Source organism: Actinoplanes xinjiangensis, from assembly GCF_003148685.1.
GTDB classification, from domain to species: domain Bacteria; phylum Actinomycetota; class Actinomycetes; order Mycobacteriales; family Micromonosporaceae; genus Actinoplanes; species Actinoplanes xinjiangensis.
The window spans coordinates 757194-780562 of record NZ_QGGR01000002.1; the positions used below are offsets into that span (position 1 = coordinate 757194).

The following is a 23369-nucleotide window of genomic DNA, read 5'->3' on the forward strand; positions in this document are numbered from 1 at the left end:
TCTCTGTCGCCGTGGGCGGGCGAGATTTGACCTACCGTGCGCGGAAGATGCGCATGGTGGTGACGACCCCGACCACCAGTGCGGCAGCGAGGACCAACAGGATCACGGTGTTGCTGAGGCCGGGCACGTCCTGGCCCTCGGTGGCGGCAACCAGCATCTGGTTGTCGATGGGCACAGGGCCCTGGCCCGCGGCCGCCGCCGGCGCCGGAGCCGTCGGCAGTGCGGCGTAATCGACGATGCCGCTGCTCTCCAGCAGCGTCATGTGCGTCATCACGAACTGGTTGGTCTGCTGCGCGAGCTTGCGGACCGAGTCGTTGCGGGTGGTGCCGCGGATCGTGGCGATCGCCGGGAAGATGGCGCCGTGCGCGGCCCGCAGCCGGTCGATGAAGATCTGATCGAACTCCTGCGGGGTCGCGGCGGTCCGCATCTCGTTCAGCCAGGCCTCCTGAGTGCCGTTGGGCCCGTTCGGCAGCATGATGCCGAGTTTCGCGGCGACCGCGCGGTCCAGGGCGTCGAGCGACTCGTGCTGCTTGGCGATCTCCGCGCCGACCTTCTTGACGACCGGGTTCTGCGACTTCTCCGCGGCCATGTTCCCGGCCGGGATCTCCCAGAGGCCGGCAAGCCGCACCTTGACCACGAAGTCACGGTCCGCGGCGCTGATCACGCCGGTGCCGTTGTCGGTGAGTCCGGTGTTCGGCGGCACGGGGACGGGGTTATCGGCGGCGCGTGCCATTCCGGCCGGCGTCACCATGAACGCCAGGGACAGCGCCAGCGTGGCGACCAGCCAACGGGGGATCCGGCGGGTCCTCATGTATCTCCTCCTCCAACCTTTCCGGTGCCTGTGTCGGGTCAGTAGCTGTAGTCGCCGCCCGCGTCCGCGTCGCCACCGGCGTCACCGGAGGAGTCGGCGGGCGGGGCGACCGGCTTGGAGACCGCAGGCAGGCAGGTCAGGTTCTTGGTGCCGTTCGGCTGGATCACGAACCAGGTGCCGCTGACGTTCTGGCCCTTCCACTGACCGGCCTTCTTGTCGCCGATGTAGCGGTAGAGCGGCCAGCCCTTCAGGGTGAGCTGCTTGGTGCCGTCCGCCCGGGTGACCGTCCCGACGAGCGACTCGTCGACGCCCTTCAGCTTCGGCTCGCCGTCGTTGCTGATCACGGGCGGCCAGATCTTGGCGCAGTCGCCGTTGCAGTTCGACTTGGCCGGGCTGTCCTCGTCCTTGTCGAAGCGGTAGAGGACGAAGCCGTTCTCGTCCTGGACCGTGGTGCCCATGCGGGGAACCTTGGCGGCGTTGAGCTCGTTGGTGGCGACCTCGTCGCTGATCTCGGGGGTGTTCGCCTCACCCGGGGCGGCCTCTGCGGTCGCCTCCGCGCTCGGGTCCGTCTCCGGCTCCGCGCCGGCGGTCGCGCCCGGCGTGGCCACCACATCGTTGGACGCCGGCTCAGCGGCGTTGCCGTAGTCGGCGGATTCGAATCCGGCCGGGGCACATCCTGTCAGTGCGATCGCCGCCACCAACGACGCGCCGAGAACCTTCAACTTCCGCTTCTCCGGTGCCACGGGGCCCTCCAGCTGATTTCATGGCTCTGGCATTTCCGGCCAGTAGTACGGAGGGCGGTTCAAGACGGTTGAACATTCGGGTGGATCAAATCAATGATTTTTCGGTTGAACCTTCCGGACGTCCGGCACGTAAAACACGGACCCCGGATGCGAAAAATGGCCCGGTCGACGAGCGACCGGGCCATTTACGTGTTCGTAGGGTTACGGAACGCGAACCAGAGTCTCGCCCGCACCACTCGCGGTGATCTCCTGCACCTGCACGTGGGCGATGTCCGCCGGCGGGGTGGAGGTGACCGCCTGGAGCATCAGCGGGGTCGGGTTGGCAGCGGTGCCCCAGCCGGTCTTGCCGACCGTCCAGGCCGCGACCTTCTCCGAGGTGCCGTCCCGGCGGACCAGGAACAGGGCGCACTCCTTCGGCCCGGTGACCCCGGAGACCGCGAAGGAGACCTGGGTGCCCCAGTCCTTCTTCAGGAGGCCGACCACGGCGCTCACCCCGGTCCGCGTGTCGACGGCGGTGTAGTTCTCACCGGGCAGCTTCGTGCCACCGATGGCCACACCGGCCGCCGGCAACGGGTCGAGCTGGCTGCCCGCCTCGACCGGGGTACCCGTACCCGACGGGCTGTTGCCGTCCGGCGCGAGCCACTGGCCGCCGGCGAAGAGCGCGCCGATGGACAGCATCGCGAAGACCACCACGGCGGCGGCCAGCGAGTAGAGCCGGCGGCTGTTGGCCCGCTGCCGCTCCGCGCCGACCTCGCGCAGCATCTGGTTCAGCACCGCGCCGTCACGCTCGGCACGCTCGGCGGCCTCGAAGGCCTCCCCGTCGACGGTCGCCAGGACGTCCGCCACCTCGACGAACGACTCCAGCTCGTACGCGCACTGCGCGCAGTCGATGAGGTGGTCCTCGAACCGGGCCGCGTCGCGGTCGTCCAGAATGCCCAGGGCGTAGGACGCGACGTCGTAGTGCTGGTCCTGCGTCATTCCGTCACCCCCCGCTGCTGCAGCGCCGTGCGCAGAGCACGCAGCGCGTAGTAGACCCGCGACTTGGCCGTGCCGAGCGGCAGGTTCAGCGCCTCGGCCGCCTCCGGGACGGTCCGGCCGCGGAAGTACGTCTCGATGAGGATCTCCCGATGCGAATGGCTGAGCTGCCGGAGTGCGTCCGACACCGTCATCGACTGCAGGACCTTGTCGGTCTCGTCGGACGTGGTCGGGAAACTCTCCAGCTCCCGATCATACGTCTCGGCGGGGCGGGCATTGGCGCTGCGATGCTCGTCGATGGCGATCCGCCGGGCGACCGTGACCAGCCACGGGCGCAGCGACTGCTGCCCCTGTGCGCCGAGCCGGTGCGCGTTGCGCCAGGCGCGGAGCAGCGTCTCCTGCACGATGTCCTCGGCGCGCTGCCGGTCACCGCCGGTCAGCCGCAGGACGAACATCAGCAGGGGGCCTGCGTGCTCCTCATACAACAGCCGCACGAGTGTGTCCTCGTGACCCGGCGTGCTGTTGGGAGCGGCCTCGTGCCGCGGCGTCTGTCGCGGGATCACCGTGCCCTCGTCGCGGTTGTTGCCACCGTCGAGAGCCTGCCACTTACCACCGGAGTGTTGACGTGCCATCACGCGCACCCTCTCCGGCGCGAGCCGATCCTCGGCCACCGCATGCATCGATACCTCCGCCCGGACCTTTCCCCGTCGCCCGATATACGGCCGGGAGGCCCGGCCGGGATCAAAGCCGGGGCGAGAATTTCCGGGGTACTTGGTCTCAACGGTCCTCCGCTGCGATCGAGAGGGAAGGCGAACCCGGACGCCGATCACGCTCCGTATTGATCAACGCCGATTGGGACGCCAGGTAAGGGCGAATGATACTCAGTGGGATTCGACCGTGGACACGTCCCCGAGAATAATTCTCGCTGTGCGCGGAGAGCGTGATCTCGTAGCGTGAACAAGCGATTCCACTGCGTCGTCACAAGTGCGTGATCTGCGGTGAATGAGTGCTCGGGAGAACCGAACGGGGGATGCTCCGATGCCGGTCGGACCCTTTCGGGCGACACCCGTAGGGGAGCGCTCCCATTTCCGATTCCGCAGTTCGCGGCCATACGCACGCCGGCACCCGGGGCATCACCGCGGTCACTGCGCGCAAGGCGGCCGGCCCGTTCACCCGAACCGGCGACGGCATTCCGGCCTCCGGATCGACGTCTCAGAGGGCGGGACGGGGCGACCCGTTGCGGGATCGCCCCGGCTCACCTGGCGGGAAGGGTGTGTGCACGAGCACACGCAGCGGTGTCCTCAGCGCGTGTGACTGGTCGCCAGAGACAACGCCCGGTGCAGGACCCGGGAGTCACCGAGCATCCCCCGCAGGCGCCGCTCCAGACCCGCGATCGGCACCAGATTCTGCGGGGCCCGTGGATCCTTGTACGCCGACGAGGCGAACCGCGGCAGCGTCGCCACCGACACCTCGGCCAGCTCGATCGCCTGCTCCGCGGTCAGCTCGGGTGAGCACTCCACCCGCACGATGCCCGACCACGGTGCACCGGACGAACCGGGCAACCGCAGATACCACGACCAGCCGCCCCACACCGAGCCCAGATGGAAGACCGGCGTCCGCTGGCTCGGGCGCAACCGGGGCACGATGGCCTCCTGCGCGGCCGGCAGGTAGTGCTTCTGCTGGGTCTTCACATAGCCGATCGTGCGCGGCAGCTGACGCCGGTTGCGCAGCGGACCGTCCACCACCAGCAGATCGGCCCCGTCCGAGCCGCCGTCCCGGGCGGCCGCCGAGATCTCGATCTCCAGTGCCGTCAGCGGGCCCTGAACCGCGGCCGGCAGCTTGCTGGCCTCGCCGTTGCCGCCGACCCGGTGCACCTCGTAGCGCACCGACCCGGCCTGCACGTCGGTCGCCGACGGGCTGGCCGTGAACAGACCGCGGGAGACCCGGGCACCGACCAGCTCGGCGACGCCCCGGGCCAGATCACAACGGACCACCCCGGCGGCGTACGACGCGGCCAGCCCCGCATAGGAGGTGCCGTCCTCCTCCGCGGTCCACAGCCCGGCGTCGTTGCGCCGCACCCCGTCGACCAGGAACACCACGTCGGGCACGGTCGCCGTCCGGGACACGTCGATCGGTGCCCACTCGGCGGCCGGCACCTCCACGTCCACGTCGACCTGGGCACTGCTGGACGAACCCGGCCCGTCCCCACCGCTGTCGCCCTCAAAGGAGGCACCGTAGGACGGGTCCCACGCGTCGACGAACATCCTGGTCACAGGCCGACCCTCTCCACGTGGGCGGTACGCGCGTCCTTGTGCACCTCGAACCGGACCGGCACCCGCTCGGCGAGCGCGTGCACGTGGGTGACCAGGCCGACCATCCGGTCGCCGCGCGCCGCCAGATTCTCCAGAGTCGCCGCGACCACGTCGAGGGTGGCCGCGTCCAGGGTGCCGAAGCCCTCGTCCAGGACGATCGACTCCAGGCTCGCCGCGGTGGTGCTCATCCCGGCCAGCTGCTCGGAGAGGGCCAGGGCGAGGGCCAGCGAGGCCTGGAACGTCTCACCGCCGGACAGCGTCCGTACGCCGCGCCGCAGCCCCGCGTCGTGGTGGTCCACGACGAAGAACTCACCCTTCTCGTGCATCAGCTCGTACTGCCCGCCGGTCAGCTCCCGCAGGATCCGGGAGGCGCCGTCGACCAGCAGGTCGAGCGCCTCCTCCAGCAGCCAGCGCTCGAAGTTGTTCGCCCGCAGATGCCCGGCCAGCGACTTCGCCACCCGGCTCGCCCGCAGCAGCGCGTCCCGCTGCTCGAGCGCGGCACGGGCCTGCTCGCGCCGCTCGGTCAGCCGCTGCCAGGCCGCCCCGGCCCGCTCGGCGGTCACCGCGGCGGCCCGGATCAGCCCGGCCTCGTCCGCGGACGCCGGGCCGGGCGCGCCGGCCGCGGTGAACAGGTCGACGATGTCGGCGCGGGCGCGGAGCGTCTCCTGATGCGCGACGGCCACCGCGGCCTCGGCGGCGTCCCGGGCGGTGCGCCGGCGGGCGTGCTCCCCGGCGGCCCAGTCGACAAGCGTGGCCCAGGCGCCGGCCAGGTCCTCCCGGTCGGCCGGTGGCGGGCCGAAACGGGCCAGACCGTCACGGACCGTGTCGAACGTACGCCACGCCTTACGCTGCTGGTCCTCGGCGGACCGGACCACCGCCTGTGCCGTGCGCAGCGCCTCCCGCGCCGAGCGCACCGCCGTCCCGGCATCCTCGAGCCGGCGCTGCAACGCGCCCAGCTCGGCCAGTCGCTGCCGCAGCGTCTCCGCCCCGGGCAGCGCTTCGACGGCCTTGCGGACCTCGGCGAGGCGGGTCAGGTGGTGCTCGTACTGCCCGCGTTTGCGCTCCAGGTCGAACGCCGCGTTCCGGGCGATCGCGTCCCGCTCGCGCCAGCGGACCTGCGCCGACTCCGCCTCCTCGCGGGCCACGTTGCCGGCCTGCTCGGCCAGCCGGACCGCGGACTCCCGCGGCACCTCCGGCACCACGGCCACCGTCTGCTCGCAGACCGGGCAGACGCCCCCGGCGGTGAGATGGCCGCGCAGCGCCGTGGCACGATCGCGCTGCTGGGCGTCCCGGTAGTCCTGGCGGGCCTGCTCCAGCAGCTGCTGGGCGCCCAGGTGCTGGGCGTTCGCCAGCTCGGCGGCGGCCAGCGCGTCCCGGTGCTCGACGTCGGCCACCGACACCTTGCCGGCGAACCACTCCTCCTGCTCGATCAGGCGGGCCAGCTCGGTGTGCCGGTCCAGCGCCACCCGCAGCTGCCCGGGGTCGCCCGCCGCGGTCAGCTCGCCGCGCATCTTCTCCTCGGCCTCCTCGGCCGCGTGCACCTCGACGGCGGCCCGGTCGGCCGACTCCCTCGCCGCGGCGACGGCGCCGGTCGCCTCGGTCACCCCCGCGGGGGTACGCACGGAGCCGAGCGCCGCCAGCTCGGCGTCCACCGCGTCCCGTGCCTCGGACGCGGCCACCTCGGCCTCGCGGGCGGCCCGCAGCTCCGGTACCGCGCCCTCCACCGCGGCGGTCAGCTCCCGCATCCGCTCCAGGTGGGCGGCCGCCTGCTCGACGGCCTCGTCGGTGGCATCCTCCAGACTGCCGAGCTGCTGCTCGACCACGGTCAGCTTGGCCTCCGCCCCCTTACCCCGCTCGGCGGCCTTGACCTGCACCTCCTCGTACACGTGCAGGCCCAGCAGGTTGATCAGGATCTGCTGCCGGGTCGCCGGTTTCGCGTGCAGGAAGTCGGCGAACTGGCCCTGCGGCAGCACCACGCAGCTGGTGAACTGCTCGTAGGGCAGACCCACCGCGTCCAGGACGGCGGCGTCCATCTCGGCCGGGGTGCCGGCCAGCACCTCGCCCAGGTCCTCCAGGTCCATGCCGGTGTCGAGCTTGGTGACATCGAAGCCGGGCGGCATCAGCTGCAGCCCCGCTCCCGCGGTCTTCACATTGCCGCGGCCGTCGCGCCGGACCACCCGGGTCGCCACGAACCGGTCGCCGGCCGACTCGAAGACCAGGCGCACCCGGGCCTCCGTCGACGACGGGGCGAGCGCATTGACGATCCCCCGCGCGCCGCCCCACCGGGGCACGGTGCCGTAGAGGGCGAAGCAGATCGCGTCCAGCACGGTCGACTTGCCCGAACCGGTCGGGCCGACCAGCGCGAAGTAGTCGGCGTCGGTGAAGTCCACGGTCGTCGGGTCACGGAAGACCGTGAACCCGGCCATGTCGAGCCTCAGTGGCCTCATTTGTTGCTGCTCACCTCGTCGTACAGCTCGTCGAAGAGATCGCGAACGCCCTCCTCGGCGTTACCGCGGCTGTCCAGGTAGTCACCGAAGAGCTCCCGCGGGGACCGGCCGGCCCGCTCGGCACTGCGTGCGCCGTCACGGGGCGGCAGCATGTCCGGGTCGATGCGCACCTCCAGGGCGTTCGGCAGGAGCTCCTGCACGTCCTCACGGAGGCCGGGCCGGGGCGCTTCCCGCACCAGGACACGCAACCAGGCGCCCGGAAGGTTCACCGTGGCGAGCTGCTCCAGCGTGCCCCGCACGGTCCGCAAGGTGAGCGCCGAGGTCACCGGCACGTCCCGGACGTGGGCGGCGCGGTCGGTGGAGACGTCGACGATCGCGACCGAGCAGACGTTCTCCTCTTCGCCGAAGTCGATGGCGAGCGGGCTGCCGCTGTATCGGGTCGGGCACGGCGAGATCACCGTCTGGTTGCGGTGCAGGTGGCCCAGGGCGACGTAGTGGGCGTTCGGCGGGAAGACCGTGGCCGGCACCGCGTACCCCATGATGGTGTGCGCCTCCCGCTCCCCGCCGCCGGTGCTCGCGCCGACGATGGTCAGGTGGGCGGTGAGCAGATTGACCACCCCCGGCTCCGAGAACGGCTCACTGAGCTTCGCGATCAGGCGGGCGACCAGGTCGGCGTAGGTCTGATTGGCCTCGGCGGCGGTCAACTCGTACATCTCGGCGGCCCGGACGGCATACCGCTGGGAGAGGAACGGCAGCGCGACGAGCCGCCACCGCTCACCGCCCTCGGTCGTCCCCTCGATCAGAAGATCGTGAAGATCACCCTTGGGGTACGACCCGCGCAACTCGATCCCGGCCGCGTCCGCCCACGGGCGCAACGCGTCGAGAGCGGCCCCGTTGTCGTGGTTGCCACCGATCGCCACCACCCTCGCGCCGGTCTTGCGCAACGCGGACAGGGCCCGGGTGACCAACCGGGTCGCCTCGGCCGTCGGTGCGGCGGTGTCGTAGAGATCACCGGCCACGATCACCAGGTCGGGACGCTCGGCCCGGGCGATCTCGACGACCTGGGCGAGAACCTTGATGTGCTCCTCGTTGCGGTTCTTGCCCTTGAGAACCTTGCCGACGTGCCAGTCGGAGGTGTGCAGGATGCGCATCGCTGAACCTTAGTCTCCGCCTAGAACGGGATGTCGTCGTCCGCTGAGCCACGCCCGCCTATCACCGCGAACGGGTCGGCGCCCTGGACGATCGACCGGAGCGTCTCGGCCGGCGGCGGGCCGGACTCCGACTTGCGGGTGGCCCAGGCCGGGAACGGGAACTCGACACAGAGCGGAACCGGGATGTCCGGCTGGTTCACGAACATCGTCCCCGGCCGGGCCAGCAGGGCACGCTGGCGCATGGCCGGGGGCAGGAAGCCATACTCCGGCCGGGACGCCTCGGCCGGGTCGAGCCGGCCGACCACCCGGATCGCCGAGTTCGTCACGATCCGGCGCTCCACCTCGCTGGCGGTCTGCTGGGCGCCGATCAGGATCACGCCGAGCGAACGGCCCCGCTCGGCGATGTCCAGCAGCACCTCCTTGATCGGCGAGGAGCCCTCGCGCGGGGCGTACTTGTTGAGCTCGTCGAGGACCACGAAGAGCAGCGGCCGGCCGGTGCCCGACTTCTCCTTCTCCTCGAACTCAGTCTTCAGCGTCACACCGACCACGAACCGCTGCGCCCGGTCCGGCAGGTTGTGCAGGTCGACCACGGTCACCTGGGCACTGTCGGCCGTCTTGATCCGGTGCGGGCGACGCTGGGCCAGGTCGCCGCGGATCAGCCGGGACAGGTCGCGCTTGCTGCCGATCAGCCGGCGGGCGAAGGCGTTGACCGTGCCCATGTTGATCGCGCTGCCCGCCCATGTGGACCGGGTCTCGTCGTCGGTGAGCTGCTCGACGACGTGATCGACCAGATCCTGGTACGAGCCGATCCGCTTGCCGTCGATGCTGATACCGCCCTCGGCGGGCACCGCGTAGCGGTTCAGGTGGGCGGTCACCGAGTGGACGACCATCGTGTACTGCTGGCGCTCGTCGTCGGCGTCGGCGAACACGTACGGCAGGAGTTTCTGCTCGCAGAACTCGGCGAGCGTCCAGTAGAACGCGTCGACCCCGGTGAGCCGGCTGGCCACGTCGGGCGCCCCCGACGAGTCACCGGCCCGCGGCGGTGCGTAGACCCGCACGTCCGGGAAGGGTGCGGCGGGCAGACCGAGCAGCGCATACGCCTCGCGGGTCTTGTCGTCGAGCTTGGTGTTGGGGTGGTCGAGGAAGAGCAGGTCCTCGCCCTTGACGTTGAAGATCAGGGCCCGGGCGTTGGTGCCGTCGGCGCCCAGTTGCCCGGACCGGAACACCGAGTAGAGCAGGAACGTCGCGAAACTGGTCTTGGTCGCCACCCCGGAGATGCCGGAGATCGACACGTGCGCGCCCCGGGTGCCGTCGAGGAAGTCGGCGTTGAGGAAGACCGGCACCCCGTCCCGGCCGGTGCCCATCGGGACCCGCCGCTCCATCCGGTCGAAGTGCAGCGCCGCGTCCCGGGCCTCGCCGGTCGCCCGGTGCACGACCGCGCCGGGAGCGGGCGGAACATACAGCTCCGGGTCGACGCGGGTGGTGGTGATCTCGGCCGCCTCCTGCACCATCGCGGGCAACGTGCCGTCGGCGATGGCGAACACGTCCGAGTCGAACTGGGCACCCTCGTGCCGGGCCCGCACCTGGGTGACCACGCCGGCGATCGTCACCGGCTCACGGTCCGGCAGGTCGCGCCTTGTCACCACGACGTCGTCGAGCTGGAGATAGCTGCCCGGGGTCACGGCCGTCCAGAACTGCAGCGGTGTCGCGTCCGCTGTTCCGAGCACCCGCCCGACGGGGGAAGTTTCGTCAGACACGGGGATCATGGTGCCTCAGCGGTACGACAAAATGCCCGCGCCCTTCGTTGTCCACAACTTCTGGTGTCCATCCACAGAGTTATGCACAAGATCTTGACCTGATTGCGGAGGCGCGCCCTGATGTGCACCGATCGGCCGGTATCGGTGTCCGCTCCGGCTCCGGGCGCCTCCGCTTCTCACTCCCGGCGTCTCCGCCGCCGCTCCCGCGCCTCCGCCTCGCACTCCGGGCGCATCCACCTCCACTGCTGGCGCCTCCGCCTCGCACTCCTGGGGCGTCCACCTCCACTGCTGGCACCTCCGCCTCGCACTCCTGGCGTCGCCGCCGCCGCTCCTGGCACCCTCCGCCCCTCACTCCGGGCGCATCCGCCCTCCCTACTGGCGCCTCCGCCTCTCACTTCGGGCCTCCGGCTCCGTTCCGGGCATGCCTCCGGTTCAATTCCGGGCGTACCGGAGGAAAAGCATGTCGTGCCGGGTGAGTGCGTGCCGCAGCGACATCCGCCGCGGCGGGGTCGGCGGTCCGTGCGCGATGCGGCCCGCCGCGCCGCCGGCCAGCAGCGGGGCGACCGTGAGGCACAGCTCGTCCACCAGATCGGCGGCGATCAGCGCGCCGAACAGGCCGGGGCCGCCCTCGCAGAGCAACCGGGTCGCGCCGCGCCCGTGCAGCAGCCGCACCCCCGCGGCCAGGTCGACCTCGGTGTCACCGACCGCGATCACCTCGGCGACCCCGCGGACCGGGGCGTCGGCGGGTGCCGCACGATGGGTGAGCACGATCGGCCGGACGGGGGCGTCGGCGAAGATCAGTTGTTCCGGGTCCAGGTCGAGCGAGCCGGAGACGATCACCATCAGCGGGAACTCGGGCAGCCCGGCGGCCAGTCGCCAGGCCCGGTCCGGCCCGGTGAGGCGTAACGCGTCGTACCGTTCGGCGCGGACCGTGCCGGCCGCGACGATCAAGGCGTCGCAGATCGTACGCAAATGGTCGAAGATCTCCTTGTCACCGGGACCCTGAAGCCCCGCGGAGACGCCGTCGACCGCCACCGCCCCGTCGGCGCTGGCGATGAAGTTGGCCCGCAGGACCGCGCCGTCGGCGCGCGGATAGTGGGCGAGCAGCTCGTCGCGGGTGAAGATCACGGGCCGGGCGGGCCGGTGACCGGCGGGGTCGGCTCGGGCGTGCGGTGCTGACAGTCGCACCAGGACACGCCGCGGCAGTCCTCGTGACGCCGCTCCCGGCAGTCCTTGCAGATCATGCCTCGACGTTAACCCCCGGCCGACCCTCACCGTCACCGTCCGGTCGTCACCGTCGCCGCTACTCGGGCTGGTCGTCACCGTCACCGGGCCTCCGGCTGGTCGTCACCGCTGTCTCAGCGGCGCTGAGACAGCGGTGAGAGCCAGCCGGGACGTTGACTTCCCGCATGGTGGGAGAATGATCCGCTTTGGGAGGATGGCATTGTCCGACACCCGACCGGCGAACCGCCCGGACCGGCGCGAACTTCTACTCTGAGTTGTGATTCCGGGCATATCACGCCAGCTTGACGACCGGGACATGGCCGCGCAACGGGTCCGAAACGCCAGGTCGGCAGGGTGTTCTACGGGGACGGCGCCACCGGCCGTCGCGACGGGAGGAGTTACATGTTGCTGCGGGTTCGAGTCACCCTGCCAGACCGTCCCGGCGCGCTCGGGCAGGTCGCGCGCACCCTCGGGGTGGCCGGTGCAGACATCGTCCAGGTCGTGGTGCTGGAGCGGCTCGGCGGCCGGGCCGTCGACGACTTCACCGTCGTGTGGCCCGGCGCGACCCGGGTCGAGCGTCTCCTCGCCGGCCTGGCCGCCATCCCGGGCGTGCAGGTGGACGGCGTGTGGAAGGCGATAGGAGCTCCGGTCGGCGGCGGCCACGACGCCGAGCTGCTCGCCCAGGTCGCGGCGAACCCGGTGGACGGCCTGGCCACGCTGGTTGACGCCGTTCCGGGGCTGCTCGCCGCCGACTGGGCCGCGGCCGCCGTGGTGCCCGCCGACTGGGCGGCGCGCAGCGGCTCCGGCGGGGGCAACGAGCCCACCGTCGCCTACGCGAGCTGGCGTGCCCCGTCCCCGCTGCACCTGCCCGAGGTGACCCCGCTGCGGGCCCGCCCGATGACCGAGCCCGGAGGCACGCATCTCGCGGTGGCCCCGTTCGGCCGCGGCGGCCTGGTTCTGGTCGTCGCCCGGACCGACGAGGACGACCTGCCGGCCGCCGCCTTCCACATCACCGAGGTGGACCGGGTGGCCCAGTTGGTCCGGGCCGCCGCCGTCATCCTCGGCGGCCGGCTGGACTCTGTCGGCACCGCCGCCGCCGTCCACCCGGTGTGATCGTCATAACCCGGTTTTCGCAGCTCAGGCAATACCCACGCAACAACGGGGGTGCACTCTAAGAGGAGCCGGCAGTCGGATTCCGGCTCCCGGCCCCCGGAGGAAAGGAGTGCCCCCGATGGCGTTGTGGCGTGTTCGGGCCACGGTCGACGACCGCCCCGGTTATCTGTCGGTGCTGACCGCGAGCCTGGCTCTGCGTTCGGTGAACATCCTCGCCGTCCAGGTGCACACCACCGAGGACGGTGCGGTCGACGACTTCCTGGTGGACGCTCCGGACCATCTGGCCGAGGCCGACCTGCTCGCCGCGGTGGCCAAGGGCCGCGGGCGCGACGCGTTCGTGGCCAGGGCCGAGGCCCAGGGGCTGGCCGATCAGCCGACCCGGTCGCTGGCCCTGGCCGGCCGGCTGGTCCACGAGCCCGATTCGCTCGGCGAGTCGCTGGTCACGCTGCTCGACGCGACCGAGGTGCGCTGGCGCCCGCGGGGCGGTGACACACCCGGCTTCCACGGTGGCCGGATGACGCTGACCGACCCGGCCGGTGGCTCGCTCGAGGTGCTCCGGGCGCTGCCCGCGTTCACTCCGGCCGAGTTCGCCCGGGCCCAGGCGCTGGTCGAGGTCGCCACCGCGGTCCACCGGCGGCACCGCGAGCAGGTGGCGCTGCTGCTGCCGGACGGCACCGAGATGGTGCTGCGGGCCGCCGGGCCGGATGACGCGGCCGCCGTCGGCGAGTTCCACGACGAGTGCTCCCCCGCGACCCTGCACCGGCGCTATCCCGCCGGCGTCCCGGCCGACGCCCGGCTGCGGCGCCTGCTGGAACCGGCCGGCGGCCTGACGCTGCTGGCGGTCGCCCCGGGCGGCGCCGTGGTGGCGATGGCGACCCTGCTGGCCGAGGGTGACCTCGGCGAGGTCCGGGTCCTGGTGGCCGACGACTGGCAGCGGCGCGGCCTCGGCACGGCGCTGCTGCGCCGGCTCCGGGTGCACGCCGAGAGGAACGGGGTCGCGGCCGTGGTGGCGCACATCGGCGCCGGCAACGTCGCGATGCTGCGCACGCTGCGGCGGGTCGGCGCGGGCCCGATCGAGCGGGACGGCGCGATGGTCACGGTCACCCTGCGGACGGCCGGGCCGCGCGTGAGCGACGAGACTCCCGCCACCTCCGGATAACCGGAACGCCCACCGCCCGAGCAACCGGAACTTCCGACACCTACGGAAAACCGGAACGCCCACCGCCCGGACAACCGGGACTTCCGCCATCGGGGCAACCAGGACGCCCGGGACTCCGGACCACCGGGACGCCCACCGTCCCGACAATTCGGGGGTTCTTGCCATCTCGGGGAACCTGGACTCCCGGCAACCGAGATTCCCGCCGCCCTTGAGGTGACCAGGTGAGTGGGGTGACGGCGGGCATCGCCCACCGTCACCCCAGGGTCTCAACCTCGGCGTTCACCGTGCTCGACGCAGGTGGCGGTCCACCCCGTCGGCACGACCTGCACCTTCATCCGGCGACGGCAGTCGGCGCAGTAGCGCGGTGGTTCGAGCTGCCGGGCGGTCACACACGCGGCGTGATCGCCCTCCGCGGCGGCGAGGCCGCAGCGATCGCAATACATCAGAACGTCGCCGACAGCGACTTGACCGGCATCTTCAGGTCCTTGAGAAGCTCCAGGTCAGCGGTCGCCGAGCGGCCCAGCGTGGTCAGGTAGTTGCCGACGATCATCGCGTTGATGCCGCCGAGCAGGCCGTCGCGCGTACCCAGATCGCCCAGGGTGATCTCACGTCCGCCCGCATAACGCAGGATGGTCCGCGGCATCGCCAGCCGGAACGCGGCGATCGCCCGCAGTGCGTCGCGCCCCTCGACCACCGGACGGTCCCCGAACGGAGTGCCCGGCCGCGGCGACAGGAAGTTGAGCGGAACCTCGTGCGGGTCGAGCTCGGCCAGCTGGGCGGCGAACTCGGCCCGCTGCTCCAGGGTCTCCCCCATGCCGAGGATGCCGCCGCAGCAGACCTCCATGCCGGACTCCCGGACCATGGTCAGCGTGCTCCAGCGCTCCTCCCACGAGTGGGTGGTCACCACATTGGGGAAGTAGGAGCGGCAGGTCTCCAGGTTGTGGTTGTAGCGGTGCACACCCATCTCGGCCAGCTCGTCGACCTGCTCCTGGGTGAGCATGCCGAGGCTCGCGGCGACCTGGATGTCGACCGCCTCCTTGATCGCCTGCACGCCGGCGCGCATCTGGTCCATCAGGCGCTTGTCCGGCCCGCGGACCGCGGCGACGATGCAGAACTCGGTCGCACCGGTGGCCGCGGTCTGCTTCGCGGCCTCCACGAGGGAGGGAATGTCGAGCCAGACAGCCCGGACGGGGGACGCGAACAGGCCCGACTGCGAGCAGAAATGACAGTCCTCGGGGCAGCCACCGGTCTTGAGCGAGACGATGCCCTCGACCTCGACCTCCGGGCCGCACCATTTCATCCGGACTTCGTGAGCAAGCTGGAGCAGCTCCGGCAGGTCCTCGTCGGGCAGCTGGAGGACCTCCAGAATGCCCGCCTCGTCGAGACCGGCGCCGTCGTCGAGCACCCGGGCACGGGCCCGGTCGAGGATCTTCGGCATGCCCGTACCCTACAGAGTTCCCAGCACGGTAGGACTGTCGGAGCTGGGTGATAGTTTGCCAGTCTGGTGATCAATGGGGGTGTCTTGGCGGACTGGTTGAAGGCGCTCGACCGGCTGGCCCACGAGCGGGCCAAGGCGGGGCTCACCCGTCAGCTGCGGCCGCGGACGGCCGGCGACACCGTCATCGATCTCGCCGGAAACGACTACCTCGGCCTCTCCGATCACCCTCAGGTGATCACGGCGGCACGGCAGGCCCTGGAGACGTACGGTCTGGGCGCCACCGGATCCCGCCTGGTCCGGGGTACGACGGACCTGCACACCGCCCTCGAGGACGCCCTGGCCAGCTGGACCGGCTGTGAGGCGGCGCTGGTCTTCTCCTCGGGCTACCTGGCCAACCTGGCCGTGGTCCGGGCCCTCTCCGCGGTCTGCGATCTGGTCGTCTCCGATGCGTACAACCATGCGTCCCTGATCGACGGTTGCCGGATCTCCGGCCTGCCGGTGAAGGTCGCCCCGCACAACGACCCGGCCGCTGTCGCCGCCCTGCTCGACGCACACCCCGGCCGGGCCGCGGTCGTCACCGAGTCGGTGTTCTCCGTCGACGGCGACCTCGCCCCGCTCGCCGCCCTGCACGCGGTCACCTCGGCCCGGGGCGCGCTGCTGATCGTCGACGACGCGCACGCTCTCGGTCTGCTCGGCGAGTCCGGGGCGGGCGGGGTCGCGGCCGCCGGCCTGGCCGGCGCATCCGACGTGATCGTCACCGCGACGCTGTCCAAATCACTCGGCGGCGCCGGTGGCGTGGTGGCCGGGCCGGCGGCGCTGGTCCGGCACCTGGTCGACACCGGGCGCAGCTTCATCTACGACACCGCCCCGCCTCCGGCCGTGGTCGCCGGTGTGCTCGCCGCCGTCGAGGTGGCCCGTGCCGCCGACGACCGGCGGGCCGTGCTGTTGCGCCGGGGCACCCATCTCGCGGCCGGGCTTCGCTCCGCCGGCCGGCCCGCCCGTGATCCGGCGGCCGGTGTGCTGTCGGTGCCGGCACCGGGCCCGGAGGCCGCCGTGGCCTGGGCCGCCGACTGCCGCGATCGCGGGGTGGCGGTGGGCTGTTTCCGGCCACCGTCGACACCGGACGGCAGTTCGCGACTGCGCCTGACCGTGAACGCGGGCGTCCCCGAGGAGGCTTTCGCCCGAGCCCTCACCGTGATCCTGGAGTGCGCACCATGACCGCCGACCCCCCTGAGGCGACCCCCCGGCCCCGTCTGTCGCTGGTCGCGCCGCCACCCCGTCCCGAGCGAGGCAGCGGGGGTCATGGGCTTCCCGTCGCCACACCGGCGCCGGCCCGGATCCTGAGCGCCGTTCCGGATCCGTTGCAGGCGCACGGCGGCGGCCACCGCCCGGTGCCCCATCCCGTGCCGGCAGCGCACCCGGCCGCCGGCGGGACGAACCCGAACGACACCGTCGCGGTACCGCCGAACAGCGACCCCACGGCACAGCCGAACGACCGGACCACGGCACAGCCGAACAGCGACCACACAGCTCAGGCGAACGACTGGACCGACGACCGGACCGCGGCGCAGCCGAACGACCGGACCGACGACCGGATCGCAGCGCAGCCGAACGACCGAACCGCAGCCCGGCCGGACGGCGGGAGCCCGGCGCAGCTCAGCGACCAGAGCGTCGACCGGATCACGGAGCAGCCGAACGACTGGGCCGACGGCCGGACCGCGGCGCAGCCATACGAGCGCACCGTGACGCGGCCGGACAACGGCGCCGCGGCATGGTCGAGCGGCGTCACCGGGGCGGACCCGCGCACCGAATTGGAACCGCACGACGGGACGGGACAGGGTGACGGGACCGAGGCGGAGCCGAACGCCGTGCCCGAGCCGGAGGAGACCTCTTCCGACGACACGGTGACGCCATCGGGCGTACCGAATACGGAAGAAACGGTGTCCCCCGCCGAACCGGAAGCAGACGGCGAACCGGAATCGGACCGCGAAGCGGAATCCGAGCGTGAAGCGGAATCGGACCGGGAGCCGGCGGCGAATCCGGACGAGTGGCATGGGATCGTGCTGGTCACCGGCACCGACACCGAGGTGGGCAAGACGATCGCCACCGCCGCGATGGCCGCGGCCGCCCAGGCCGCCGGCCTCCGGGTCGCCGTGATCAAACCCGGTCAGACCGGCATCGCGACCGGCGCGCCCACGGACGCCGACGTGATCACCCGCCTGGCCGGTCCGGACACCGTCCGCACCCTCGCCGAGTATCCGGAGCCGCTCGCCCCGCTCGCCGCGGCCAAGGTCGCCGGGCTGCCACCGCTGGACCTGTACGACGTGGTCGACGCGATCCGCGCGGAGGCCGTGAAACACGATCTGGTGCTGGTCGAGGGCGCCGGTGGCCTGCTGGTGCCGATGGGTCTGCGCCCGTCCGGGGAGGCGTGGACGTTCGCCGACCTGGCCACGACGCTGGGCTCCGGAATGATCGTGGTGGCGCGCGCCGGCCTGGGTACTTTGAATCACACCGCGCTCACCCTGGAGGCGCTGACCCGTCGCGGCGTGCACGCCAGGGTGATCCTCGGCGCGTGGCCGGCCGAGCCGGAGCTGGTGCACTGGGCGAACCTCGGCGAGCTGGTTCCGCACCTGGTCGGAGCGTTGCCGGCGGGTGCCGGGTCGATGGATCCGGGGGTGTTCCGGCGGTCCGCTCCGGGCTGGCTGACCCCGCCGCTGCACGGTGTTCTGGACAACTGGCGCGTGTGGGCGGAGGAGGCGGGCTGACCTGACACCCGGCACAATTACTGTCCGGGGAGGTGATCCGCATGCACACTGGCCGGGTGGCTTTCACCCTGACGATCGACTGTGGCGGCGGCGGCATCAAGGGTTCCGTCCTGGACGAGGCGGGAACGATGCGGGCGCAGCCGATCCGGGTGCCGACGCCCTATCCCCTGCCACCCGATCTGTTCGTCAAGACGCTGGTGACTCTCGGCGAGCAGCTGCCGAACGCGGATCGGGTGACCGTCGGCATGCCCGGCATGATCCGGCACGGCGTCGTGGTGGCGACCCCGCATTACGTGACCCGGTCCGGGCCGCGCACCAAGATCGATCCCGAGCTGGTGGACGTGTGGCACGGGTTCGACGCCCGGACCGCGCTGGCCGAGGCGTTCGGGCTGCCCACCCTGGTGCTCAACGACGCCGAGGTGCACGGCGCCGGAGTGGTCGCCGGGACGGGGTGCGAGCTGGTGCTGACCCTCGGCACCGGGCTGGGCTGCGCACTCTTCGACGGCGGTGAGCTGGCCCCGCACCTGGAGATGTCGCAGGCTCCGGTGCGGTGGGGCATGTCCTACGACACGTATATCGGTGAGCACGAGCGCCGGCGGCTCGGTGACGCGCTCTGGTCGCGCCGGGTCCGTAACGTGGTCGAGGGGTTCCGCCCGGTCTTCCGGTGGGACCGGGTCTATCTGGGCGGCGGCAACTCCCGGCTGATCACCCCGGCCCAGCTGGCCCGGATGGGCGACGACGTGGTCGTGGTGCCGAACACGGCGGGCATCGTCGGCGGGGTCCGCGCCTGGACGCTGGGGCAACGCTGATGGTGATCCGGCCGGCGGCGGTCCTGCTCGACTTCGGTGGGGTGCTCGCCGACGCGCCGCATCGCGCCGAGCGCCCCGACCTGGTGCTGCGCCTCTACAACCTGATCGACGGCGCGCTTGCCCCGGGCCGCATCCAGCAGTCGCTGATCGACGGTGCCGCCGCCTACGCCCGCTGGCGCGACGAGGACTGCCCGGACGAGCTGTCGCACCTGGCCGTCTGGGAACGGTTCGTGATCCACGACTGGCCGCCGCTGGCGCAGGCCCGGGTGCGCGGCTCGGTCACCCGGCTCAGCTACGACTGGGCGTGGCGCGAGGGCTGGGCGCTGCGGCCCGGTATCCCCGAGTTCCTCCGTTCGTGCTCGGACCGGGGCATCCCGCTCGCTGTCGTCAGTAACACCCTGTGCGGCGCGGCGCACCGCGACTTCCTGACCAACGCGGGTGTCGGAGAGTTCTTCGCGGCGCAGATCTACAGCGATGAGGCGGGCGTCCGCAAACCCAACCCGCAGATGATCTGGAACGCCACCGATGCCCTCGGCGTCGCGCCGGCCGCCTGCTGGTTCGTTGGCGACAGCCGGCGGCGTGACATCGCCTGCGCCCGGCGCGCCGACATCGGCGCGGCGATCCTCATGCCGTCCGGCCGGGAGGACTCCGGCGGCGACCAGGCCGAGCCGGACGCCGTCGTGGCCGACGGCTTCGGGCTCCTGGCCCTCTGAGGCCGCGCTGCGGTGGGGCTCTCACCGCTGTCTCAGCGGCGCTGAGACAGCGGTGACGACCAGCCTGGGGTTGCCGGTCAGGAGGAGGTGACCTGCCAGACGGTGGTACGGCGGATCGGCATGCTCTCCAGCTCCTCGATCACCGGGACGTCGTAGACCGCCCGCTGGATCAGGCCCTCCGGCAGGTAGGCGCGGCCGGGATCACCGACCAGCACCAGTGAGCCACGGCCGGCGGCCCGGCGCAGGAACGGCAGCACCCGCCCGGCCATCTCCCGGCTGTAGAAGACGTCACCGGCGAGCACGACACCGTAGACGTCGTCGCGGTCGAGCAGGTCCGCCTCGACCGTCGCCACCCGTACCCCGTTGAACTCGGCATTGGCCTGGGCCGCGGCCAGCGAGAGCGGATCGATGTCGTTGGCCGTCACCGGTGTCGCTCCGGCCCGGGCCGCGGCGACCGCGACCAGGCCGGAGCCGGTCGCCAGGTCGAGCACGCTGCGCCCGGCGACCAGGTCCGGGTCGTCGAGGATGTGCCGGGCCAGGGCCTGCCCGCCGGCCCAGGCGAACGCCCAGAACGGCGGTGGCTGCGGGGTCCCAGCCGACTCGGTCGCCTCCCACAGCGCGATCGGGTCCTCCGCCTGGAACAGCGAGATCTCGGGGACGAACGGAACCGGCGCGGGCACGGTGTGGGTACGGACGAACTCCAGAAGCACTCTGCGATTGTGCCGTCGCCGCTCAGATGTGCGGCAACCGGGCCGATCAGTTCGACGAGGGCGTACGTCGGGAGGGAGCGCCGATGCCGACACGGTGGCCTGCCACCATCTTCGGCGCCTGGATGGTGGTACTCGCCGTGGCCTTCGGGCTGCAGCCGGGTCTACAGGCGCCGCTGCGACTGGTCGCCGGAGTGTCCGCGGTGGTGGCCCTCTCTCTGGGGGTCCGCCGGAGCCGGCCCGACGACGTCAAACCGTGGTGGGTGCTGGCCGGGGCAGTCGTCCTGTCGGCGGTCGGTGGTGCGGCCGCGTCCGCGCCCTCCTTCGTCACCGACTGGCTGACCTGGCTGGAGCCGACCGGGGTCGCGTTGCTGCTGGTCGCGTACGCCGCACTGGCCGTCGCCCTGGCCGGTTTCGTGGACCGCCGCACCAGTTCGTCGCGGGACATGGCCGGCCTGCTCGACGCGCTCACCGTCACGTCCGGGGTGGCACTGCTGATCTGGACGTTCGTGGTCGGACCGCGGCTGGAGGGTTCGGCCGCCACCGGCTGGACCGAGATCGCCATGCCGGTCGCCGACCTGCTCTGCCTCGGGTTGCTGATCCGGCTCGCGACCATGCCGGGCCGGCTGGTCGCCCCCGGCTACATGCTCGGCGCCGGAGTGGTGGCGCTGCTCGTCGCCGACGTGGGCCGGGCCTCCGGTTTCGGTCACCTCGCCCTCTACACGGCGGCGGGACTCGCCGCGCTGATCCCGTCGATGGCCGAGCTGACCCGGCCGGCCGAGACGCCACCGGCCGAGACCAGCCACGCCCGGCTGGCGCTGCTCGGGTTCGCGGCGATGGTCGCGCCGACCGTGCTGCTGGTGAAGATGTTCCGGGACGGGCAGTTCGCCGGCCTGACCGTGGTGGCGGCGCTCAGCACGCTGATGGTGGCGCTGGTCCTGGCCCGGATGGCCGGCATCATGGCGAGCCACCGGCAGGCGATGTCCCGGGAACGGGCGCTGCGGGAGGCCTCGGCGGCGCTCGTCTCGGCCGCCGACAGCGAGGCGGTCGGTCTGGCCGTACGCACCGCGGTCGCCCAGCTGATCCCCGGTGACGTGCCGCACGGCGTGGTCCTCGCGATCGCGATCGCGCAGACCGAACCGCAGTCGCCGGAGGCCGCCGCGCAGGCCGGCGTGGACCGGGCCACCGGCACCGCCGCCCGGCTGGTCACCACCCGCGACGTGGACTGGGCGGTGGCGGTACGCCTGACCCAGTTCACGAAGACGCTGCGCTGCCCGATGGTGCTGAAGGACCGGCCGGGCGGCGACCCGCTCGTCGGTGTCCTGCACGTGGGCGCGCCGACCTGGGCGCTGCTGGAGCTGCAACGGTCGGTGGAGGTGCTGGCCGCCCAGGTGGCGCTGGCGCTGGAGCGGATCGCGCTCGGGCACGAGGTGGCCAGGCGCAACAGCGAGACCTACTTCCGGACGCTGATCCAGAACACCGCCGACGTGATCACGATCCTCGACGAGGACGACCGGATCCAGTACGCCAGCCCGTCCGCGGTCGGTGTCTTCGGCGGCGACCCGACCGGTGCCCTGCTGCCCGAGGTGATCCATCCCGGCGAGCGGGCCCGGCTGGGCGACGTGCTCGCGGCCGTCCGCGGCGGCCACCAACTGGAGCAGCAGCTCGACTTCCGGGCGCGGGGCAACCGGCGTACCGAGGTGCTCCTCGAACTGCACTGCCGCGACCTGCGCGCCGAACCGACGGTGTCCGGCCTGGTCATCACCATGCGTGACGTCACCGAGCAGCGGCGCCTCCAGAACGAACTCACCCACCAGGCGTTCCACGACGCGATGACCGGCCTGGCGAACCGGGTGCTCTTCAACGACCGGCTGGCGCACGCGGTGGCCCGCAGTACCCGCGACGGCTCGGTGATCGGCGTGCTCTTCATCGACCTGGACGACTTCAAGATGGTCAACGACACGCTCGGTCACGCGGTCGGCGACCAGCTGCTGATCGAGGTGGCGCACCGGATCGCCGGAGCGCTGCGGGCCGACGACACCGCCGCCCGCCTCGGCGGCGACGAGTTCGCCGCCATCGTGGAGAACGTCAACGACCCCGGCGCCGTCGAGGAGACCGCCAACCGGATCTTCGCGGCGCTGGCCGAGCCGGTAGTCACCGATGCCAAGCCGCTGTACGCGATGGCCAGCATCGGCATCACCACCACCCCCGAGGGCAACGACGCCGACGAACTGCTCCGCCAGGCCGACCTCGCGCTGTACGTGGCCAAGGGCGCCGGCAAGAACCAGTGGCGCCGCTACCAGGCGCACCTGCACAACGAGATGGTCGAACGGCTGGAACTGCGGTCGGCGCTGGACCACGCCGTCAACGAGGGCCACTTCCTGCTGCACTACCAGCCGATCGTCGACCTGCCGTCGGGCACGGCCGTCGGGTTCGAGGCGCTGGTCCGCTGGCACCACCCGAAACGCGGCGTCATCACGCCGGACCAGTTCATCGAGGTCGCCGAGGAGAGCGGACTGATCCTGCCGATGGGCCGCTGGGTGCTGGAGGAGGCGCTGCGTACGGTCGCCGAGTGGCGGCGCATCCTCCCGCCCGGGCAGGCGCCGTACATGAGCGTCAACGTGTCGGTCCGGCAGTTCCGGGAGAGCGGGTTCGTCGATCAGGTCCGGACCGCGCTCGCGCACACCGGAGTGCCGCCGGAGGCGCTGATGCTGGAGATCACCGAGACGCTGCTGGTCAAGGACGACGAGCGGATCTGGACCGACCTGGGCGTCCTGCGCGAGATGGGCATCCGGATCGCCATCGACGACTTCGGCACCGGTTACTCGTCGCTCGGCTATCTGCGTTCCCGGCCGATCGACGTCATCAAGATCGATAAGACGTTCATCGACGACATGGTTCTCGGGCAGCAGCCGATGGCCCTGGTGAGCGGCATCGTCAGTCTCGCGCAGTCGCTGGGGCTGACGGTCGTCGCCGAAGGCATCGAGGACGCCACCCACCGGGAGGTCCTGGTCCGCCTGGGCTGCCCCCTGGGTCAGGGCTTCCTGTTCTCCAGTCCGCTCGGCCCCACCGAGGTCCTGGCCTGGATGCGAAGCCCCCAGTCGATAGCCGTCTGACCAGCCCTCCCCAACTGGCCGCCACCGCTGCCTCAACCACGTCGAGACAGCGGTGACAGCCAGCCACGACGATCCGGCTGGCACCCACCGCTGCCTCAACCGCGTTGAGACAGCGGTGGCAACCAGCCG

Annotated in this window: 19 protein-coding genes; 7 read left to right on the forward strand and 12 right to left on the reverse strand. The window is 71.8% G+C overall.

The features are described from left to right. Nucleotides 1-31: 31 nt before the first annotated feature. The 9 genes from BC793_RS06795 to BC793_RS06835 all read right to left on the reverse strand — a co-directional run bounded on the left by BC793_RS06795 (nucleotide 32) and on the right by BC793_RS06835 (nucleotide 11321). Nucleotides 32-811: a DUF4142 domain-containing protein gene (locus BC793_RS06795; RefSeq protein WP_109590251.1), complete on the reverse strand. Its 780-nt coding sequence runs from the start codon at nucleotides 809-811 to the stop codon at nucleotides 32-34. Nucleotides 812-849: 38 nt separating this feature from the next. Further along, nucleotides 850-1533: a hypothetical protein gene (locus BC793_RS06800; RefSeq protein ID WP_249037376.1), complete on the reverse strand. Its 684-nt coding sequence runs from the start codon at nucleotides 1531-1533 to the stop codon at nucleotides 850-852. A 222-nt stretch (nucleotides 1534-1755) separates the two neighbouring features. Continuing rightward, nucleotides 1756-2532: a zf-HC2 domain-containing protein gene (locus BC793_RS06805; RefSeq protein ID WP_109590255.1), complete on the reverse strand. Its 777-nt coding sequence runs from the start codon at nucleotides 2530-2532 to the stop codon at nucleotides 1756-1758. Further along, on the reverse strand, nucleotides 2529-3209 hold the full coding sequence (locus BC793_RS06810) for a sigma-70 family RNA polymerase sigma factor (RefSeq protein ID WP_109590256.1): 681 nt from the start codon (nucleotides 3207-3209) through the stop codon (nucleotides 2529-2531). The genes BC793_RS06805 and BC793_RS06810 overlap by 4 nt, the downstream gene beginning before the upstream one ends. Nucleotides 3210-3830: 621 nt before the next feature. Beyond that, entirely contained in the window at nucleotides 3831-4802 is a 972-nt protein-coding gene (locus BC793_RS06815) for a hypothetical protein (protein ID WP_109590258.1), read from the reverse strand. After that, entirely contained in the window at nucleotides 4799-7288 is a 2490-nt protein-coding gene (locus BC793_RS06820; RefSeq protein ID WP_109590260.1) for an AAA family ATPase, read from the reverse strand. The genes BC793_RS06815 and BC793_RS06820 overlap by 4 nt, the downstream gene beginning before the upstream one ends. Next, a complete protein-coding gene (locus BC793_RS06825; RefSeq protein WP_109590262.1) occupies nucleotides 7285-8439 on the reverse strand; it encodes an exonuclease SbcCD subunit D in 1155 nt (384 codons plus the stop codon). Before BC793_RS06825 ends, BC793_RS06820 begins: the two co-directional genes overlap by 4 nt. Nucleotides 8440-8459: 20 nt before the next feature. Further along, nucleotides 8460-10205 (reverse strand): ATP-binding protein, encoded by a 1746-nt coding sequence (locus BC793_RS06830; RefSeq protein ID WP_109590264.1) that lies wholly within the window; start codon nucleotides 10203-10205, stop codon nucleotides 8460-8462. Between the two features lie 423 nt (nucleotides 10206-10628). Beyond that, nucleotides 10629-11321, reverse strand: a complete 693-nt coding sequence (locus tag BC793_RS06835) for a pyrimidine reductase family protein (RefSeq protein ID WP_239169679.1) — start codon at nucleotides 11319-11321, stop codon at nucleotides 10629-10631. Nucleotides 11322-11822: 501 nt separating this feature from the next. Here BC793_RS06835 and BC793_RS06840 point away from each other — a divergent pair. Both BC793_RS06840 and BC793_RS06845 read left to right on the forward strand, forming a co-directional pair. Then, nucleotides 11823-12533 carry an ACT domain-containing protein gene (locus tag BC793_RS06840; protein WP_109590431.1) on the forward strand — a complete coding sequence of 237 codons (711 nt, stop codon included), beginning with the start codon at nucleotides 11823-11825 and terminating at the stop codon, nucleotides 12531-12533. Between the two features lie 118 nt (nucleotides 12534-12651). Beyond that, nucleotides 12652-13692 carry a GNAT family N-acetyltransferase gene (locus tag BC793_RS06845; RefSeq protein ID WP_109590266.1) on the forward strand — a complete coding sequence of 347 codons (1041 nt, stop codon included), beginning with the start codon at nucleotides 12652-12654 and terminating at the stop codon, nucleotides 13690-13692. A gap of 266 nt (nucleotides 13693-13958) precedes the next feature. On the opposite strand, the gene bsaP is transcribed toward BC793_RS06845, so the two are convergent. Continuing rightward, nucleotides 13959-14135: a biotin synthase auxiliary protein BsaP gene (gene bsaP, locus BC793_RS53015; RefSeq protein WP_444978751.1), complete on the reverse strand. Its 177-nt coding sequence runs from the start codon at nucleotides 14133-14135 to the stop codon at nucleotides 13959-13961. Then, the gene (gene bioB, locus BC793_RS06850; RefSeq protein WP_109590268.1) at nucleotides 14135-15130 is read right to left on the reverse strand and encodes a biotin synthase BioB; all 996 of its coding nucleotides are present in this window, start codon (nucleotides 15128-15130) and stop codon (nucleotides 14135-14137) included. Before bioB ends, bsaP begins: the two co-directional genes overlap by 1 nt. Nucleotides 15131-15214: 84 nt before the next feature. Between bioB and BC793_RS06855 the strand changes: the two genes are divergently transcribed. The 4 genes from BC793_RS06855 (at nucleotide 15215) to BC793_RS06870 (ending at nucleotide 19417) form a co-directional block, all read left to right on the forward strand. After that, nucleotides 15215-16348: an 8-amino-7-oxononanoate synthase gene (locus BC793_RS06855; RefSeq protein WP_109590270.1), complete on the forward strand. Its 1134-nt coding sequence runs from the start codon at nucleotides 15215-15217 to the stop codon at nucleotides 16346-16348. 839 nt (nucleotides 16349-17187) lie between these two features. Further along, nucleotides 17188-17895 carry a dethiobiotin synthase gene (gene bioD / locus BC793_RS06860; RefSeq protein WP_109590433.1) on the forward strand — a complete coding sequence of 236 codons (708 nt, stop codon included), beginning with the start codon at nucleotides 17188-17190 and terminating at the stop codon, nucleotides 17893-17895. A 56-nt stretch (nucleotides 17896-17951) separates the two neighbouring features. After that, a complete protein-coding gene (locus tag BC793_RS06865) occupies nucleotides 17952-18704 on the forward strand; it encodes an ROK family protein (RefSeq protein ID WP_109590435.1) in 753 nt (250 codons plus the stop codon). After that, nucleotides 18704-19417: an HAD family hydrolase gene (locus BC793_RS06870; protein WP_109590272.1), complete on the forward strand. Its 714-nt coding sequence runs from the start codon at nucleotides 18704-18706 to the stop codon at nucleotides 19415-19417. Before BC793_RS06865 ends, BC793_RS06870 begins: the two co-directional genes overlap by 1 nt. Before the next feature lie 77 nt (nucleotides 19418-19494). On the opposite strand, the gene BC793_RS06875 is transcribed toward BC793_RS06870, so the two are convergent. Continuing rightward, complete coding sequence (locus BC793_RS06875; RefSeq protein ID WP_109590274.1) at nucleotides 19495-20127, reverse strand: class I SAM-dependent methyltransferase; 633 nt, start codon at nucleotides 20125-20127, stop codon at nucleotides 19495-19497. 83 nt (nucleotides 20128-20210) lie between these two features. Between BC793_RS06875 and BC793_RS06880 the strand changes: the two genes are divergently transcribed. After that, nucleotides 20211-23240 (forward strand): putative bifunctional diguanylate cyclase/phosphodiesterase, encoded by a 3030-nt coding sequence (locus BC793_RS06880; protein ID WP_109590437.1) that lies wholly within the window; start codon nucleotides 20211-20213, stop codon nucleotides 23238-23240. Nucleotides 23241-23369 lie beyond the last annotated feature (129 nt).